Annotated in this window: 16 protein-coding genes and 1 pseudogene; 11 read left to right on the top strand and 6 right to left on the bottom strand. The window is 59.3% G+C overall.

All coding sequences use genetic code 11. The features are described 5' to 3' along the window. Positions 1–41 precede the first annotated feature (41 nt). The gene (locus tag QZR30_RS09120) at positions 42–854 is read left to right on the top strand and encodes a M949_RS01915 family surface polysaccharide biosynthesis protein (protein WP_311903215.1); all 813 of its coding nucleotides are present in this window, start codon (positions 42–44) and stop codon (positions 852–854) included. A gap of 589 nt (positions 855–1,443) precedes the next feature. Further along, complete coding sequence (locus QZR30_RS09115; protein ID WP_059397367.1) at positions 1,444–2,358, top strand: site-specific integrase; 915 nt, start codon at positions 1,444–1,446, stop codon at positions 2,356–2,358. Between the two features lie 132 nt (positions 2,359–2,490). Here QZR30_RS09115 and QZR30_RS09110 read toward each other — a convergent pair whose 3' ends face one another. Continuing rightward, a complete protein-coding gene (locus tag QZR30_RS09110) occupies positions 2,491–3,348 on the bottom strand; it encodes an SDR family oxidoreductase (RefSeq protein ID WP_046068117.1) in 858 nt (285 codons plus the stop codon). A gap of 106 nt (positions 3,349–3,454) precedes the next feature. Further along, positions 3,455–4,666 carry a multidrug effflux MFS transporter gene (locus tag QZR30_RS09105; protein ID WP_311903214.1) on the bottom strand — a complete coding sequence of 404 codons (1,212 nt, stop codon included), beginning with the start codon at positions 4,664–4,666 and terminating at the stop codon, positions 3,455–3,457. A 158-nt stretch (positions 4,667–4,824) separates the two neighbouring features. Between QZR30_RS09105 and QZR30_RS27995 the strand changes: the two are divergent. The 5 genes and pseudogenes from QZR30_RS27995 to QZR30_RS09085 form a co-directional block, all read left to right on the top strand. Continuing rightward, a pseudogene (locus QZR30_RS27995) lies at positions 4,825–5,580 on the top strand (MCP four helix bundle domain-containing protein); the annotation flags it as partial. Then, positions 5,575–6,438: a methyl-accepting chemotaxis protein gene (locus tag QZR30_RS27990; protein WP_419178864.1), complete on the top strand. Its 864-nt coding sequence runs from the start codon at positions 5,575–5,577 to the stop codon at positions 6,436–6,438. The pseudogene QZR30_RS27995 and the gene QZR30_RS27990, both read left to right, overlap by 6 nt. A gap of 242 nt (positions 6,439–6,680) precedes the next feature. Next, complete coding sequence (gene rbsK, locus QZR30_RS09095; RefSeq protein ID WP_046068120.1) at positions 6,681–7,601, top strand: ribokinase; 921 nt, start codon at positions 6,681–6,683, stop codon at positions 7,599–7,601. Between the two features lie 27 nt (positions 7,602–7,628). Then, a complete protein-coding gene (gene fucP, locus QZR30_RS09090; RefSeq protein ID WP_124400643.1) occupies positions 7,629–8,960 on the top strand; it encodes an L-fucose:H+ symporter permease in 1,332 nt (443 codons plus the stop codon). Then, positions 8,957–10,003 (top strand): aldose 1-epimerase family protein, encoded by a 1,047-nt coding sequence (locus tag QZR30_RS09085; protein ID WP_311903213.1) that lies wholly within the window; start codon positions 8,957–8,959, stop codon positions 10,001–10,003. Before fucP ends, QZR30_RS09085 begins: the two co-directional genes overlap by 4 nt. Here QZR30_RS09085 and deoR read toward each other — a convergent pair. Continuing rightward, complete coding sequence (deoR, locus tag QZR30_RS09080; RefSeq protein ID WP_056847876.1) at positions 10,000–10,758, bottom strand: DNA-binding transcriptional repressor DeoR; 759 nt, start codon at positions 10,756–10,758, stop codon at positions 10,000–10,002. The genes QZR30_RS09085 and deoR overlap by 4 nt on opposite strands. A gap of 128 nt (positions 10,759–10,886) precedes the next feature. Here deoR and deoC point away from each other — a divergent pair, with 128 nt between their 5' ends. Together deoC and QZR30_RS09070 are read left to right on the top strand one after the other, a co-directional pair. After that, positions 10,887–11,570 carry a deoxyribose-phosphate aldolase gene (deoC, locus tag QZR30_RS09075; protein WP_046068124.1) on the top strand — a complete coding sequence of 228 codons (684 nt, stop codon included), beginning with the start codon at positions 10,887–10,889 and terminating at the stop codon, positions 11,568–11,570. A gap of 209 nt (positions 11,571–11,779) precedes the next feature. Further along, entirely contained in the window at positions 11,780–12,214 is a 435-nt protein-coding gene (locus QZR30_RS09070; protein ID WP_311903212.1) for a hypothetical protein, read from the top strand. A 606-nt stretch (positions 12,215–12,820) separates the two neighbouring features. On the opposite strand, the gene QZR30_RS09065 is transcribed toward QZR30_RS09070, so the two are convergent. The 3 genes from QZR30_RS09065 to QZR30_RS09055 are packed head-to-tail and all read right to left on the bottom strand — an operon-like array spanning position 12,821 to position 15,309. Continuing rightward, a complete protein-coding gene (locus QZR30_RS09065; RefSeq protein ID WP_311903211.1) occupies positions 12,821–13,252 on the bottom strand; it encodes a DUF1810 domain-containing protein in 432 nt (143 codons plus the stop codon). Positions 13,253–13,264: 12 nt separating this feature from the next. Then, on the bottom strand, positions 13,265–14,572 hold the full coding sequence (locus tag QZR30_RS09060) for an ATP-binding protein (protein ID WP_046068137.1): 1,308 nt from the start codon (positions 14,570–14,572) through the stop codon (positions 13,265–13,267). Beyond that, a complete protein-coding gene (locus QZR30_RS09055) occupies positions 14,569–15,309 on the bottom strand; it encodes a response regulator (protein ID WP_046068138.1) in 741 nt (246 codons plus the stop codon). The genes QZR30_RS09060 and QZR30_RS09055 overlap by 4 nt, the downstream gene beginning before the upstream one ends. Before the next feature lie 304 nt (positions 15,310–15,613). Here QZR30_RS09055 and QZR30_RS09050 point away from each other — a divergent pair, with 304 nt between their 5' ends. Together QZR30_RS09050 and QZR30_RS09045 are read left to right on the top strand one after the other, a co-directional pair. Further along, a complete protein-coding gene (locus QZR30_RS09050) occupies positions 15,614–15,874 on the top strand; it encodes a DUF2790 domain-containing protein (RefSeq protein ID WP_311903210.1) in 261 nt (86 codons plus the stop codon). 30 nt (positions 15,875–15,904) lie between these two features. Further along, positions 15,905–17,116, top strand: coding sequence for a cytochrome c biogenesis protein DipZ (locus QZR30_RS09045; RefSeq protein WP_311903209.1), 1,212 nt, complete (start codon positions 15,905–15,907; stop codon positions 17,114–17,116). Positions 17,117–17,131: the final 15 nt, after the last annotated feature.

Below are 17,131 nucleotides of genomic sequence, written 5' to 3'. Positions count from 1 at the left end.
AAGTGCCGGTAAAGTAAGCCATCTCTTGCCAGGGTACTCGAATGAATAGCGTGCAACTTTTATGCGGCCAGTTGCGGCCCGCGCTGATGGGACTGTTGATGACGGTGGCCTGTGCCACCAGCGTGCGGGCCGATGACGGCGTCGCACTGACCAGCATCGAGCAGGTGCCGGAAGGCGTGGAAGTACGCGGTAAACAGGTCGCTGCCTACACCTGGGATGACCGCCAGGGCAAAAACCTGCTGGTGCTTGCCGAACAGGTCAGCGAGCGGGACGACGATGGTACTCAGTCGGCCTTCATCTACGCGGCGCAGTACCTGCTGGGCGGCGACCGGCCCAAGCGTGTGTGGATGCTGTACGACGACGTGCAGCACTGCGAATTCGACGCCGGGCTGCGCTTTGACCGCGCCGCCACCAAGGTCACCGACCTGCTGGGCGACGGCAATACCCAGGCCACGGTCGGCTATTCGCGTACCTGCACCAGTGATGTCAGCCCTAACGAATTCAAGCTGATCATGCACGTCGGCAAGTCCGAGAAGTACCGCCTGCGAGGCCTCGACCGTGTGGGTGCCAGTTGGTGGGATGAAGACGCCGGAGCCTTGCGCGGCATGCCATTGCCCACCGACTGCAGCGTCGCGGCCCAGCAGGCGCTGGTCAGCCAATACAAGGAGCAGGGCACCGAACTGCCGCTGCCAGGCTGCTATGGCGACGAGAAAGACTTCGCCAAGGCGCCGGACGGCTACCTCACCTTCATGCGCAAACATTGGTTCGCGCTGATGCAGCAGCAGGATGCCGACTGGAGCCAGTCCATGGCCCAGCCTCAGGCTTCTGGCGAGGAGGACGCCGCGGAGCCGTGATGCCCTGATATTCGCCACTCAAAATGTGGGAGGGGGCTTGCCCCCGATGGCGGCGGGTCAGCCACAGATGCATTCACTGACACGCCCTCATCGGAGCATGGGTATCTACACAACTGCCCATGCTGACTCGCTGCTTGCTCTTGCTCTTGCTCTTGCTCTTGCTCTTCTTTTGATCTTGATCTTAGGCGCCCCGTTAAACCACGCTGGCGGATTACGGGCACACCGAGCCTAGGCGAGGTGCCGAGTGGTGGGGCAAGAGCGTTTGGTTACTTTGCGCTTTTCAAAGTGACCCGCTGTAAAAGCGGAACCAATAGTGGTCGTTACCGCAGCAACGGATATGTACTCGATCTGATCCAGCATCCTGGTCGGCTGTCAGGCCGCCATCGGGGGCAAGCCCCCTCCCACAGGGTCCAGTGGCGTACCAGAAGTTGTGTAGATAGCCGTGCTCATCGGGGGCCCATACCCTCCCACATTTGGATGTGTAGATAGCCATGCCGATCATGGGTTAGACTTTGCCCTCGCCAATTCACTAAATACATCGATTAATCAACAGGTTAAGCGATTTATTTAATCCAAAGGCTGATCTACCTTGACTGAGTCTATCCGCAACCCCCTGACCCTTTACCTCACCCGCCTGGCACCTTCCAGCCAACTGACCATGCGCTATGTGCTACAGGATGCCGCCGATCGCCTGGGCTTTGAGGACATCAACCTCGAAGAGATCGACTGGCACCTGCTGCAACCCGATCATGTGATCGCCCTGGTCGCGGCGTTGCGCGAGGACGGCTATGCGCCGAATACCTCGTCGTTATATGTGAATGCCGTGCGCGGCGTGATGAACGAAGCGTGGCGCATGAGCTTGATCAGCCAGGACCACCTGTTGAAGATGCGCTCGGTCAAGGCCGCACCGGGCACACGCCTGGGCCAGGGCCGTAACCTGCGTCGCACTTTGATCCGCGAGATGCTCGAGGTCTGCGCAGCCGACCCTCGCCCCCAGGGCCTGCGGGACGCCGCAGTAATCGGCCTGCTGTATGGCTCGGGCATGCGCAAGTCAGAGTCGGTCAACCTTGACCTGGCACAGATCAATTTTGACGAACGCAGCCTGCGGGTGATCGGCAAGGGCAACAAGGAGCTGATCAAGTACGCGCCGGACTGGGCGTTTGCCAAACTACGGACCTGGCTGGAATTCCGTCGCGGGCAACTCAAGGAAGGCGAACAGGACGACAGCTTCCTGTTCAACCGGATCCGCCGGGGCAGCCATATCACCCGCGAACGCATCACCAAACATGCGATTTACTACATCGCCCGCCAGCGCGGCGACCAGGTGGGCGTGAAGATCATGCCCCATGACTTCCGCCGCTCGTTCATCACACGGGTGATTGAAGAGCATGATTTGTCGATTGCACAGAAGCTGGCGCATCACACCAATATCCAGACCACCGCCAGCTATGACGTGCGTGACGACAACGAGCGGCGGCGGGCGGTGGATCGGTTTGATTTGTAGCCTCAGGATTAATGAAGATCAAAATGTGGGAGGGGGCTTGCTCCCGATTAGCGATGGACCAGCTACACATAAGCTGACTGACACACCGCTATCGGGGGCAAGCCCCCTCCCACAATTGGTCTTTCAGAGGGCTTAGAGAATCGGCTTGCCGCCAGTCACCGCATAGCGTGACCCAGAGATATAGCTGGCCTCATCCGAAGCCAGCAAGACATAAATCGGCGCCACTTCCACCGGCTGCCCTGGACGCCCCAGCGGGGTTTCGCCGCCGAAGTTTTTCACGTCCTCATCGGTCATGGTCGCGACGATCAATGGCGTCCAGATCGGGCCCGGCGCCACACTGTTGACGCGAATGCCCTTGTCACCCAGCAACTGCGCCAAGCCACCGGTAAAGTTGGCAATCGCGCCCTTGGTGGCAGCGTAGGCCAGCAGTGTTGGCTTGGGCATGTCCGAATTGACCGAGCTGGTATTGATGATCGAACTGCCGGCCTTCATATGGGGCAGGGCCGCCTTGCAGATGCGAAACATCGCGGTGATGTTGATATCGAAGGTCTTGACCCATTCTTCATCCTCGATCTCTTCGAAGGTTTCGTGAGTCATCTGGAACGCGGCGTTATTGACCAGGATGTCGATACGCCCAAACTGTTCGACGGTCTTGTCCACCAATGCCTGGCAAGTGGCTTTTTGCGCGATATCGCCAGGCAGCAGCAGGCATTGGCGACCGGCTTCTTCGACCCAGCGCGCGGTTTCCTTGGCGTCGTCGTGCTCATCCAGGTACGCAATGGCCACATCGGCACCTTCGCGGGCGAAGGCGATGGCAACGGCGCGGCCGATGCCACTGTCGGCACCCGTGATCAGGGCAATTTTATTGGCCAGGCGGCCGGAGCCCTTGTAGCTCTGTTCGCCACAGTCGGGGTACGGATCCATTTTTTTCTGGGAACCCGGCACGGCTTGGGCTTGAGGGGCGAAAGGCGGGCGTGGATAGTCAGTCATTTCAGTCTCCATAGGTTTCCAAAGGTGCTATGGAGTTAGTAATTACGTGGCCGGCGATAGTTGTAATGGATGCCCGCAAGGCCCGACGAATGGTTTACGCCTTGCCTCAGGAGGAGGGCGGGACGCTGGAGGCCAGATGCGCCGGCAAACGGCGCAAGGTCCACAGCGTGGTAAGCATTGCGGCGAGCGCACACAACGCGATGCCAATCAACATCGGCGCCGGGGTATGGTCGGCGAATATCCCCACCAGGGTCATCGCTACGGCGGCAGTGACCATCTGGATGGCGCCCAGCAGCGCCGATGCAGAACCTGCCACTGCGCCATGATCTTCCAGCGACAGCACCCCAGCCGCCGGTAGCAGCAGGCCGAGGCAGCCAAACCCGGTAAACAGCAGCGCCATCATCAAGACCAGGCTGTCACCCCATAGCGTGGTGGCCGCCAGCAGGGCCATGACCGCGGCTACGCCCATTACCGACCAGCGGATCAGTGGCGCCAGGCCGAAACGCGCGCTCAGGCGTGCGGTCAGCTGGCTCATGGCGAAGAATGAAGCCGCGTTAAGGGCAAAGCACAGGCTGAACTGCGTCGGAGTCAGGCCGAAATACTCGATGTACACGAAGGGCGCACTGCCGATAAAGACGAAGAAGGTAGCGAGGCCGAAACCGCAGACCACCGACAACCCTGTGAATACCGGATCGCGCAGCAGCGCTCCGTAGCTGCCAAACGCATTGCCCAGGGTCTTGCCCAGGCGACGCTCGGCTGGATGGGTTTCCGGCAGTTGCACGATGGTCATCACCAGGCACAGCACGGCCACCACCGCCAGCACCGCAAACACTTCGCGCCAGCTCCAGATCGAAATCACCAGGCTACCGGCCAAGGGCGCGAGGATCGGCGAAACACTCATCACCAGCATCAGCAAGGCCATCAGCCGCGCGGCTTCATGGCCGGTGTACAGGTCGCGAACAATCGCCCGCGGGATCACCATTCCCGCGCAGGCACCGAATGCTTGCACAGCACGAAAGCCGATCAGCATTTCGATGGTCGGCGCCAGGGCGCAGCCGATACTGCCGATGGTAAAAATCACCAGCCCCACGTAGATCGGCAACTTGCGCCCGAACACATCGCTGATCGGGCCGTACAACAGCTGGCACACGCCGATGATCATGAAGAACACCGTCAGGCTCATTTGCACGGCGGCCGGCGAGGCCTGGAGGCTGGCGCCGAGGGTCGGCAGGGCAGGCAGGTAGATGTCGATGGCAAACGGGCCAACAGCGGTGATCAAGCCCAGCAGCAGGGCGAGGTGGGCAATACTTCGAGACATGGGTAGATCCGGGGCGCAGCAAAGGTCGGTTAGCTTAAGGGATCGGTGCAAATCCGCAAACTTAGGCTTCACTAACCAGAGACTCTGGCCGATAACGGTAGCAGGGGCGGTCAAGCGGTTGGGTTCCCAACCGGCAGTCCAGGTACGGGGATACGAGCATGACGATCAAATTACGCTTGATGTTGTTGATTGCGACCGGATTGCTCACTGCGTTGGTCATGAGCGTGGCCGGTTACCTGGGAAATAACCGGATGGGGGCAGCGGTAGAGGACAATGAAGTCAGCATGACTGTGCTGCGCAATCACATGGAAGCCGACATGATGCACGATGCCCTGCGCGCCGATGTGTTGTCGGCCATGCTGGTGGGCCTGGGGAAAAGCACCAGCACCAGGGATGAGGTCAACACTTCGCTGAAGGAGCACGCCGAGCACTTTCGCCAGGTGCTCGGAGACAACCTCAAGCTGCCGGTGGAAGACACGATCAAGGAAAGCCTGGAAAAAATCAAACCCAGCCTGGACACCTACATCAGCGCCGGCGAGCGCATCGTCGCTTTGGCGCTGGATAACCCCGAAGCCGCGCGGGGGCAATTGAATGCCTTTCATACCGCCTTCAGCCAGTTGGAAGATCAGATGGCTGCCCTGAGCGAACTGATCGAAGGCCATACGCAAAAAACCAGTGCCGGCACGCAACATACCATCAGCAACGCTAACTTCACCCTCGGCGCGGTATTGATTGCCAGTCTGGTGTTGCTGTTGGGCCAGGGCCGCTGGGTGACCATGAGCATCATGGGACCACTGCAAACCGCCAGCCGCATCGCCGCGAGCATCGCCCGGGGCAACCTGAGCGAGCCGATTGTGGAGCCGCGTCGCCAGGATGAAGCCGGTTTGTTGATCAGCAGTCTGGCCACCATGCAGCGCGACCTGCGCGGCATGATCGAGGTGGTGCGCAGCAACGCCCATGGCGTCAATGGCATGAGCGAGCGCCTTAGCCAAGGTTGCCATGAAGTGGCCGACAGCAGCCAGCAACAAAGTAGCGCTGCCAGCACCATGGCGGCAGCCGCAAGTGAAATGACCGCCAGCATCGAGGAAATCACTCGCCACGCCGGGCGCGCCCTGGACATGGCCAACCAGGCTGAAAATTTGGCCAAGGACGGTGGCCGTGTCATTCACCAGGTGGTCAAGGATATGGACGGCATCGCTCGTTCAGCGCAGCAGTCGGCCCAGGTCATCCGTACGCTGGATAAGGAGTCCGAGGCCATCTACAGCATTATCCAGGTGATCAAAGGCATTGCTGACCAGACCAACCTGCTTGCCTTGAACGCTGCGATCGAAGCGGCCCGTGCGGGCGAGCAAGGGCGCGGTTTTGCCGTGGTGGCCGACGAGGTGCGCAGCCTGGCGGGACGCACCAGCGCATCGACCCAGGAAATTGCCAGCATGGTCGGGCGTATCCAGCAAAACACTCGCGAGGCGGTGACCAGCATGGAGGAGGGCGTCTCACAGGTGGACAAAGGCATGGCCGTGACCGCTGAGGTGGAGCGAGCTATCCGCGACATTCTTCAGGCCACCTTGAATACCACCGAGTTGGTTAACGATATTTCGCGCACCATCAGTGAGCAGAGCCTGGCCAGCAACGAAATCGCCCATCAGGTGGAAATGATTGCCGGCATGTCGCAGAACAACAGCCGCGTTATTGGTGAAACCGCCTCGACCACCGATGAATTGGCCGGTTTGGCGAGCAAATTGTCGCAGTCCGTGGATCGGTTCAGCCTGTAGCGCAGACGTTTTTTTGGCCGGCTCCTTGTGGGCCGGTTTTTTTTTGCGTGAATGCCATCCTTCAGCAACGGCTCAAGGCCGCGTACCGGCGCATGATACCCGGCCCTTGCCCGTGCCTATTCGTATGATGCGTTGAATCGTGCCCACAAAAAAAGATTGAATATTCACACCTAATGTTATTTAAATAACAAAACAAGAGCGACGTGACCTGCCTGGTCGTGCCGCAACAAGGTGGAATAGCAATGAGCAAGATCGCAGTCATCGGCAGCAACATGGTGGATTTGATTACCTATATCGACCGTATGCCGGCCCAGGGCGAAACCCTGGAAGCGCCCGGCTTTGCCATGGGTTGCGGCGGTAAAGGGGCCAACCAGGCAGTGGCGGCCGCCAAGCTTGGGGCTGATGTCCTGATGCTGAGCAAGGTCGGCGACGACATGTTTGCCGACAACACAGTGGCCAACTTCCAGCGCTTTGGCATCGACACCCGTTATGTGCAGCGCGTGCCTGGCGTTTCCAGTGGCGTCGCGCCGATTTTTGTCCGGGCCGATTCCCATAACAGTATCTTGATCGTCAAGGGCGCCAATGCGCATTTGCTGCCGGTGGACATCGAGGCGGCGGCCGCCGACCTGCGTGACTGCACGCTGATCGTGCTGCAACTGGAGATCAATCTGGAGACGGTCTACCACGCCATCGAATTCGCTCACCGACAGGGTATCGCGGTGCTCCTCAACCCCGCACCGGCCCTGGCCGGCTTGAGCCGTGAGCACCTGGCGCACCTTGACTTCCTGATCCCCAACGAATCGGAACTGGCGTTGATCACAGGCGAAGTCGTGGACTCGCCGGAATCGGCCCGAACCGCTGCCCGCGGCCTGGTGACCAGCGGTATCCGTCACGTGATCGTTACCCTCGGCGAGCACGGTGCGCTGTACGTGGGGGAGGAGGGGGAGTTCCAGGTGCCGGGGGTACGGGTTGACGCCCGTGACACCACCGGTGCCGGCGATGCCTTTATCGGTTGCTTTATTCACCACTGGAACCGCGACCGCCATATTCGTCAGGCCATGGAGCAGGCGGTGGCGTATTCCGCGTGCTCGGTCATGGGGCTGGGGACGCAGAGTTCCTATCCCGACAGCGAAACGTTCGATCGCTTTAAGCAACAGCGCTGACACCTTCACCCAGCCCGGAGAACAATAATGAACAAACCTGCGCTGCAACAGACCCCCGATGGTTTCTACCTGAACCGCACGCCCTGGTTCGCCTTTATCCTGCTGTGCAGCATCTTTGCACTGTGGGCCGCCGCGGCGAGCATGAACGATGTGCTGATCGCCCACTTCAAGAAAGCGTTTTTGCTGAGTGATTTCCAGACGGCCTTTGTGCAGTCGGCGTTTTACCTGGGCTACTTTTTTGTGGCGATTCCGGCTGCGATGGTGGTCCGTCGTTTCAGCTACAAGAGCACGATTCTGGTGGGGCTGCTGCTGTACATGCTGGGTTGCTTGTTGTTTTTCCCGGCCGCGTCCACGGCCAAGTACGGCATGTTCCTGCTGGCGCTGTTTGTGATCGCCGCCGGCCTGTCGTTCCTGGAAACCGCCTGCAATACCTACTCGACACTGATGGGGCCCCGGGAAACCGGGACCCGGCGCTTGAATATCTCGCAGACCTTTCACCCGTTCGGCGCCATGGCCGGGGTGTATGTGGGCAGTTTCGTGATGTTCAAGGACACCGACGCCACCACTGAACAACTGGCTCAGATGAGCGCTTCCGAGGCAGCGGTGCAGCAATTGCAGATGATCCAGTCCACGTTGTTGCCCTATAAGTGGATGATTGCGGTGCTGGTGCTGATGTTTATCCTTGTCGCGATTACCCGGTTCCCCGCGTGCAAAGGCAATAAGCCTGCCGACAGCAAGCCGGGCAGCGTGCGTCAAAGCCTGGGGCGGCTGTGGCGTAACCCGCGCTTTACCTTTGGCGTATTGGCGCAGTTTCTTTATGTAGGCGCACAGGTCGGCGTATGGAGCTTCACCATTCGCCTGGCCATGCAAATGGGCGGCATGAATGAACGCAGCGCTTCATGGTTTCTGCTGACCACCTTTGCCGCCTACTTTGTCGGCAAGTTGATCGCCAACCTGTTGATGCGGCGCCTGCATCCCGCCAAGGTCCTCGCGATCTACGGGGTGCTGTGTATCGTGCTGCTGGCCTACACCATTCTGGTGCCGAACATTTCGGCGGTATATGCAGCGGTCGGCGTGAGTATTTTCCTCGGTCCTTGCTGGCCGACCATCTACGGCCTGACCATCGATGGCCTGGGTGAAGACACCGGCGTTGGCGGTTCATTGCTGGTGATGAGCATTGTCGGCGGCGGGGTGATCCCGATCTTCCAGGGCCTGTTGTCTGACGCCAGCGGCGGCAACATGCAACTGGCTTACAGCGTGCCGTTACTCTGCTTCATTGTGATCGTGATGTATGCACTCAAGTGCATGCGCCAACCCGGCGCCTTGGCGGTGGGCGCAACCGGGGCGGTGGCCTCATGAAGACACGTATCGCGTTGTACCCTGCGGTGTTTGGCGAGCAGGAGAAAATCCTGCTGCAATCGTCGGCCTTCAAGGTCAGTGCCTGGACTTACCCCTCCGGCGTGCTGGCCGTAAGCCTGGAGAATAGCCGTGGCCGATTGGTGATACTGCCTTATCAGGGGCAGATGATCTGGTCAGCCGTGTTCGACGGTTGCGACTTGACCATGAGCAATCTGTTTGAGCAACCCCGGCCCAGCCCGACGATCATCGAGACCTACGGCTGCTTCATGTTTCACAGTGGCCTGCTGCGCAACGGCTGCCCGGCGCCGGATGATACGCATGCCTTGCATGGCGAAATGCCCTGTGCGCCCATGGACACGGCCTGGCTGGAGGTGGACGAGGGCGTTGTACGCCTGGGAGGCTCGTATGAATATGCCAAGGGGTTCGGCGATCGCTATCGGGCGAGTCCCAGCGTGACACTTCGCGCCGATTCAGGCCTGTTCGATATCGACATGCAGGTGACGAACCTGGCCGGCAAGCCCATGGACCTGATGTATATGGCCCACATGAACTATGCGTATGTGGACGGCGCGCGGTTTGTCGAGCCATTGGGCATGCAGCGCCAGCGTTTGCGCACCAGCGTGCCGGACCATGTCAAGCCGACGCCGGCATGGAGCGCCTACATGGCGCAGCTGGCCGAGCAGCCTGCGCAATTGGCCTGCCTTGAACAGCCGGCCTTGTACGACCCGGAGATCGTGTTTTTCTTCGACGGCGTTGGCACCGACGCCACGGGCCAGGCGCACTTTCTGCTGGATCATCCCAGCGGTGCGGCGTTCTACACCCGCTACCGTCCCGAACAGTTTGCCCACGCTGCCCGCTGGATCCTGCACACGCCGGATCAGCAAGTGGCGGCATTCGTGTTGCCGTCCACCTGCGAACCCGAGGGCTATAACGCCGAGAAAGCCAAAGGCCACGTACGCATGCTGGCGGCTGGAGCCAGCGCTTCGTTCAGTGTCAGCACCGGTTATTTGAGTGCACAGGAACGGCAACGGTTGCTGGGTTAAACCAGCAACTGCGCGCCATTGGCCTGGATGACGTCCTTATAGCTGCGGGGGATTTTCTTGTCGCTGACCACGTACTGAAAGTCTTCCAGGGCGGCGAAGTGCGCGGTGCGCACCGTGTCGAACTTACTGAAATCGGCAAGCAATACGCGTTGCTGAGCCTGGCGCATGACCTTCTGCTTGACCTCGACTTCATTGAAGTTGAAGCACGTTACGCCAAACGCCTGGCTGACGCCGGCGGCAGTCACAAAGGCCCACGTCAGGCGCACGCTGTCGAGGATGCTGCTCTCGGCGTTGCTTTCGAAAACCTGGTTCTTGCGGTGAAAGGTGCCACCGCACAACACGATGTGGCAATTGGGCTTGTTCTGCAGTTTGAGCAGCACGTTCAAGGAACTGCACACCGCAGTGAACTCCAGCGCATCAGGGATGAAATCAACCACAAAAGGCGAGGTGGTGCCACAGTCGAAAAATACCGTATCACCGGCCTGGATCAACGCGGCGGCGAGTTTGCCGATGCGGCGTTTTTCCTCGACGTGGCGGGTGTCCTGCTCGGCCACCCGGTAATCGCCGCTCTCATTGCCGATGCGGGTGATATAGCCACCCAGCAGCCGCAGGTGATCGCTGAAGTGGTTGAGATCGCGGCGCAGGGTCATCTCGGAAACGTCCAGCAGTGCAGCCATTTCCTTCAGATGAATGGCGTTCTGGTCTTGCAGGGCTTGTTGGATAAGCTTCAATCGCTCGGCTTTTCTACTGTCCACGAGTCTTCCAGGGCTTGATTGTTAGTGTTAAATAAGTAACATTATTTGTTATTATTGTAACTAATTAACGTGAGCGCTGTGACAAGCGCCTCACAATCATTGGCAACATACAGGCAAGGGCCCATTAAATGAACAGTCTCCCACCCGCCGCATTGGCCAAATACATCGATCACACCTTGCTGGCGCCCGACGCCTCCCGTGCACAGATCCGCACCTTGTGCGAGGAAGCCCGCGAGCATGGCTTTTATTCGGTGTGCCTCAATTCCGCACAGGTGCCTTATGCCGCTTCGTGCCTGACCGACGACAGGGTGGTGATTTGCGCCGTGGTCGGCTTTCCACTGGGCGCCGGCCTGAGTGACACCAAGGCTTACGAAGCCCAACAGGCGATTGCCGCCGGGGCAGGGGAGATCGATATGGTGCTCAATATCGGCTGGTTGAAGGACGGGCTGCTGGACGCCGTGCGCGAAGACATCGCCCTGGTCCAACAGGCCTGCGGCGCCGTGCCGTTGAAGGTCATCCTGGAAACCTGCCTGCTTGATGACAAGCAGAAGGTCCAGGCCTGCGAAATCTGCCGTGACCTGGGTGTGGCCTTCGTCAAGACGTCCACCGGGTTCAGCCGAAGCGGGGCTACGGTCGAAGATGTGGCACTGATGCGCAGAACTGTGGGTGCCAGGGTTGGGGTAAAGGCATCCGGTGGCGTGCGCGATTATCCAACGGCGTTGAAGATGATTGAAGCCGGCGCGACACGTTTGGGCAGCAGCTCTGGGATTGCGATTGTGGGTGGGGCGATGACGGCGGTGAGTGGTTATTGAGGTTTTTTGTCAGCGCGGTAAAGCTGTATATATAACTCTACTAAATAGTCATTTAGTTTAGTTATATATATTGGTTATATGGCAAGGGCAGAGCTAGCTCATCCTTTACGCTAGTGTGGGTACATGCACGATACTTAACATTTGAGCATCATAAAGGGACAGTTTATATGCGGGGAAGGCTTACGTCAGGTCTATGGGTGGCATGTCTCGTGACCAGTGCCACGGCGCTGGCGGATGAACTGCCGCGTAGCGAGCAGGTAAAAGCTTTCCGCGCTGCTGGATTTAACCAAGAGACGTCGGAGTGCGAAGTCGAGACAACAGGCAGCTACACGCCGGCAACCATGGAGTTGATTGAGGACCTGAACGGTGACGGTCGGCCGGATGCGTTGATTACCGAAGGCAGCACTGACTGTTATGGGCAAGCAGGTACCGGATTTTATCTAGTCAGCCAGCAGCCTGACGGTGGCTGGAAACTCATGCTCAAAGAAATCGGCGTCGCTGAGTTTCTCCCTGGCAAAGGCAGTAATGGTTGGCCTGATGTCGAGGTCGGCGGCCCGGGTTCTTGTTTCCCAGTACTGCGTTATGACGGACAACGTTATCGATTTCACCACAGCGTTGGTGAACGGTGTGCTGACTCGCCGTAAACGTCCGATGGCCCAAGGGTCAAACGGAGGCAAGTCAGTGAGGGCGACGATGGCTGCTTTTGAATCTGGGGCGCGGTGATCGTCGCATTAGTGAAATGCGACGAACAGAGCCCCTGAAGGACAGTCCCAATGGTTCGCATAATGTATATTATGTTAAATTTGATATTATGAAGGAAGCCTGTCACTCGCCCCCTAATATTTCTGTAAGGTTCTGCAATTCAATGGATCATCAGTGATGCGTCACAATTGATTGCCGATACTGGTCACGGCGCGAATGCTGCTGTCCGAAGACCGCACTCGGCTCGTCATTGAAGCCCAGGATAAAGGCGTACGCAGCGGGCCTTGAGCGCGCGCCTTTTGAGAGCGCGGAGAAACAACGCGAAGGGAATCAAGAGCAGGCGGGTTCAATCACAACCGGCTGAGCTGAGTCGGTCCAGCATGATATTGCGGGAGCTGTCGAAGAAGGTATTCGATCAGGCTGCCCGAATCTCATTGAATTACCGATCACGCCCTGCAGCTGGCGCAACTCACCACCCTCCTCCTTGAGCCGCTCCAGATACACATCAACGTTCAGTAATTGATAAGGATCCTCTCAGGGTTTAGCACTCACGCCGATTGCCCAAGCAAGAGCAGCGTCTTGCGGTCCGGCTCACCCGAATAAAACTGCTCGAGCGCCTGCTGATACACAGCGGGGCCGGACGGGACACTCTTGAACAGCGTAAGGCAGGAGCGAAATTTCAGGTCATCGGGCGAGCCGAATATCCGCTCGGCACTCACACCTCGGTGCTGCAAAACGGCTGCGACGCACGCCTCCAGTCGTGGCCCAAGCAACTCATGCTGGAGGTAGGCACGAGCCTCGGCAAGACCGGAAATCGCGAAGCGTCCGGCCATATCGGAGCGACCCAGCCCCCGCAATTGCGGGAAGACGAACCACATCCAATGGCTCGTCTTGCGGCCCGCGCGCAGCTCGTCCATGACTCGACTGAACACCGGGCGCTGAGCCTCGACGAAACGGGACAGATTGAACGTATCCTGCATGATTCGCTGCTCCTACGATAAGCGCGTCGGTAATCTCAGTTCTGCGCACAGTCCGCCGCCTTCGCGATTTCTCAAGGTCAGGGTGCCGCCGAGGGCTTGTGCCAGTTGCTGGGCGATAGCCAGGCCCAGGCCCGTGCCGCCGGTGCTGCGGTTGCGCGAATTTTCCACGCGGTAAAATGGCTCAACCACCCGGGCCAGCTCCTCTTCGGCGATGCCGGGACCACGATCCATCACGGTCACCGAGAGGCTGTCGCCGTCCTTCGATTCGACCCGCAGCTGCGCTGCACCGGCGAATTTGAGCGCGTTATCCGTGAGGTTTACCAGCACTCGGCGCAGCGCGTGGGGCCGCGTGTGAATCACTGCGGCGCTTTTGCCGCTGAGCTGCACGTCCTTGCCCATGTCCTGGTAGTCGAACACGAGGCTGTCGAGGAATGAATCAAGATCGGTACGGCGGCTTTCTTCGGTGGCACCATGCACGCTGCGGGCATAGGCAACGCCTTCACGCACCAGATGCTCCATCTCGCCGAGGTCATTCCACAATTTGTCTTTGTCGCCGCAGTCGTCCATCAATTCGGCACGCAGTTTCATGCGCGTGATCGGGGTTTGCAGGTCGTGGGAAATCGCCGCCAGCAGTTGCATGCGCTCTTTCAGATAGGCAGCAATGCGCGCCTGCATGGCATTGAAGGCGATGGCAGCGTGTGCGACTTCGGTCGGGCCTTGTTCATCCAGATGCACCGGGTGAGTATTGGGATCGAGGTTTTCCACGGCCTGGGCCAGGCGGGTCAGCGGGCGTATGGCAATGCGCACGGCCAGCCACGCGCACAGAATCATCAAGGCCAACTGGCCCAGCAAAACCACCGGCAGCCACGGCGACAACGGCACCATTGAGGGGCGCACGTCGATGGTCACGGGGCTGCCGTCAGCCAGTTTCAGATGGACCTGGAAGTGTTTGATAGGCCCGGGAATGTCTGTCACGGTCATCGGGTAATCCTTGCCGATGGCCTCCTTGATCGAGGTCACTGCAATCGGCGTGTCACGCAGGGCGGCGCCTGGCGAGCCTTCATCGAGCAGATAGCGGTAATTGCGTCGATCCAGTTGTTTCAACCAACTCATGCGTTCCTCGGCGGGCAAGCGGTCGAGGATGGCAATGGACGTCGACACATCGGTTTCCAGATTACCGAGCATGGTGTTTTTCGCGGTTTCGTAACGCTCGTAATACTGCACGCCGAAGGACAAGGCCTGCGCCAGGGTCAGCCCTACCAGAAAGATCAGCGACAGCCGCGAGACGAGGGTACGAGGCCAATGCAGCGAAGGCTTCATGCCGGTGCTCCAAGCACTTGCACCGGCAGCGAGAAGACATACCCTTCGCTGCGCACGGTTTTGATGTAAGCCGGCTCGCGGGCATCGTCAAGCAGGCGTTGGCGCAGGCGGCTGACCAGCAGATCAATGGAACGGTCGAACAGGTCGGCGTCACGGCCCTGGGTCAGGTTGAGCAACTGGTCGCGATTGAGTACCCGTTGCGGATGGTCGAGGAACACCCGCAGCAGGCGATATTCAGCGCCGCTGAGGGCGACCATGGTGCCGTTTTCATCAAGCAGATGGCGGGCGGATGTGTCCAGGCGCCAGCGCCCGAACTCCAGCAACCTTCCGGTTTCGGTAACGACCAGGTTGGGCGGCAGCATGCGCGTACGGCGCAGCACAGCGTTGATGCGCGCCAGCAATTCACGGGCGGCGAACGGCTTGACCAGGTAATCGTCGGCGCCCATTTCCAAGCCGATGATGCGATCGGTTTCGTCGTTGCGGGCGGTTAGCATCAGCACCGGCGTGGCCTTGTGTTTACCGGCGCGAATGTCGCGGCAGAGCACCAGGCCATCGTCGCCTGGCATCATGATGTCCAGCACGATCAGGTCAACCGGCGTGGACTCGAGAAACGAGCGCATCTGGCGGCCATCCGCAACCACGGTAGTGCGCAGGCCGTTCTTCTTCAGGTAGTTGCCTACCATCTCTCGAATCTCACGGTCATCGTCCACGATGAGGATGTGATCAACGTGTTCCATGGGCCAAGCCTCTGTCAATGGGAATTGCGGCTCAGTCTATAGAGACTGAGTCCGTTCGCCCGCGGCGGTTTGTATTGCAGTGTATCTGCTCTGGCGAAGGATACATGCAGAGGCAAAAACAACAATTTCCGGGGGGTTGTATGGCCGTGTATCAGGACCGGGTCCTGATACGAACCGAGTTATCCGCGCCTGTTTTTGACACAGACGAGATACCTCGCGGGTTTCTAATGAGCCACATCGAGGCCAACCCAAGCGCCTCGGCTCAACTGAACCACCCAATCATTGAAGCCTTGAGAAAACGACCATGAACACCAATACCCTCTATGCCGCTTGCCTGTTTGCCGCCCTGAATATCTGCACCTTCTCGGCCCGCGCCGAAGCTGACGTCACGCCGCAAACCTACACCTACGGCACGCACCTGGACATCCAGAAAGTGCTGGCAATGACACAGGATGCCGGGGCTTCCTGCGGCATTGTCGATGCCCAACTGACCTACCTGAATTCGCAGGGCAAGACCGAGATCCTGAACTACCGCAAATTTGCCGATTGCCACAGCGATAACTGAGTTCGGCCCACATTTCATCAGGTGACCCTTATGTTCCTCATCGCATTCCTGGGCGGCTTATTGACCGTCCTCAGCCCTTGTATCCTGCCGGTCGTGCCATTTCTGTTCGCCGGTATCAACCGCACACGCTCATCGATCCTGCTTACCCTTGGCGGCATGGTCCTGACCTTCGCGCTGATTTCCAGTCTGGCCGTGGTCAGCAGTGAATGGGTGATTCAGGCCAACAACACCGGGCGTCATGTGGCACTGGTGGTGATGGCGCTGTTTGCCTTGTCGCTGATCTCGGCGCGAATCAGCGGCTGGCTGGCCAGCCCGTTCGTGTTACTGGGCAATCGCCTCGACCCCCAGACGCGCAAAATGTCCGGGCCGCTGGGTTCGCTGATGATCGGCGTCGCCACCGGCCTGCTCTGGGCGCCGTGCGCCGGGCCTATCCTCGGGGTGATCCTTACCGGCGCCATGCTGCAAGGCGCCAATGCGCAAACCAGCCTGCTGCTGGCAGCCTACGGCCTGGGCAGTGCACTGTCGTTGGGTACGCTGATTTTCGCCGGACGCGGTTTAGTCAATCGCCTGAAGGCCTCGATTCCGGTCACCGGCTGGCTGCGTCGCGCCACCGGTTTTGCGGTCCTGGCCGCAGCGCTGATGATTTCTACCGGTGCCGACAAGACGCTGTTGGCCGGGGCGTCGTCCGAAGGCGTCAGCGTGCTGGAAAAAGGCGTGCTGGAACGCGTCCCCAAAGTCGTCGAATACCTGGTAAGCAAGGCCAAGGCCGAGCCCACCCTCGACAACGCCCAAGGCCCGATGCCGTCGCTGGCCGGCGCGGTGGAATGGCTCAATTCGCCCGCACTGACCAGTGAGTCGCTCAGAGGCAAAGTGATGCTCGTCGATTTCTGGACTTACGACTGCATCAATTGCCAGCACGCCCTGCCGTATGTGAAGGACTGGGCGCAGAAATATGAGAAGGATGGCTTGGTGGTAATCGGCGTCCACACTCCGGAATACGGCTTTGAACGGATCATCAGCAATGTCAGGGATGAGGTGAAAAAGCTCGGCATCACTTACCCGGTGGCCATCGATAACAACTACGCGATCTGGCGCAACTTCGATAACCAGTACTGGCCTGCGCACTACCTGATCGACGCCAAAGGGCAAGTGCGTTTCACCCACTTCGGAGAAGGTGGCTACAAGACGCAGGAAAAGATGATTCAGCAACTGCTGCAGGAGGCGAAAGCTGCAGCCGCGTAACCCTTAAAGAAACAA

This window comes from Pseudomonas sp. rhizo25 (genome assembly GCF_031931935.1).
GTDB classification, from domain to species: domain Bacteria; phylum Pseudomonadota; class Gammaproteobacteria; order Pseudomonadales; family Pseudomonadaceae; genus Aquipseudomonas; species Aquipseudomonas synxantha.
Note: the sequence above shows the minus strand (reverse complement) of the source record. Positions and strands in the feature narration are given on the sequence as shown.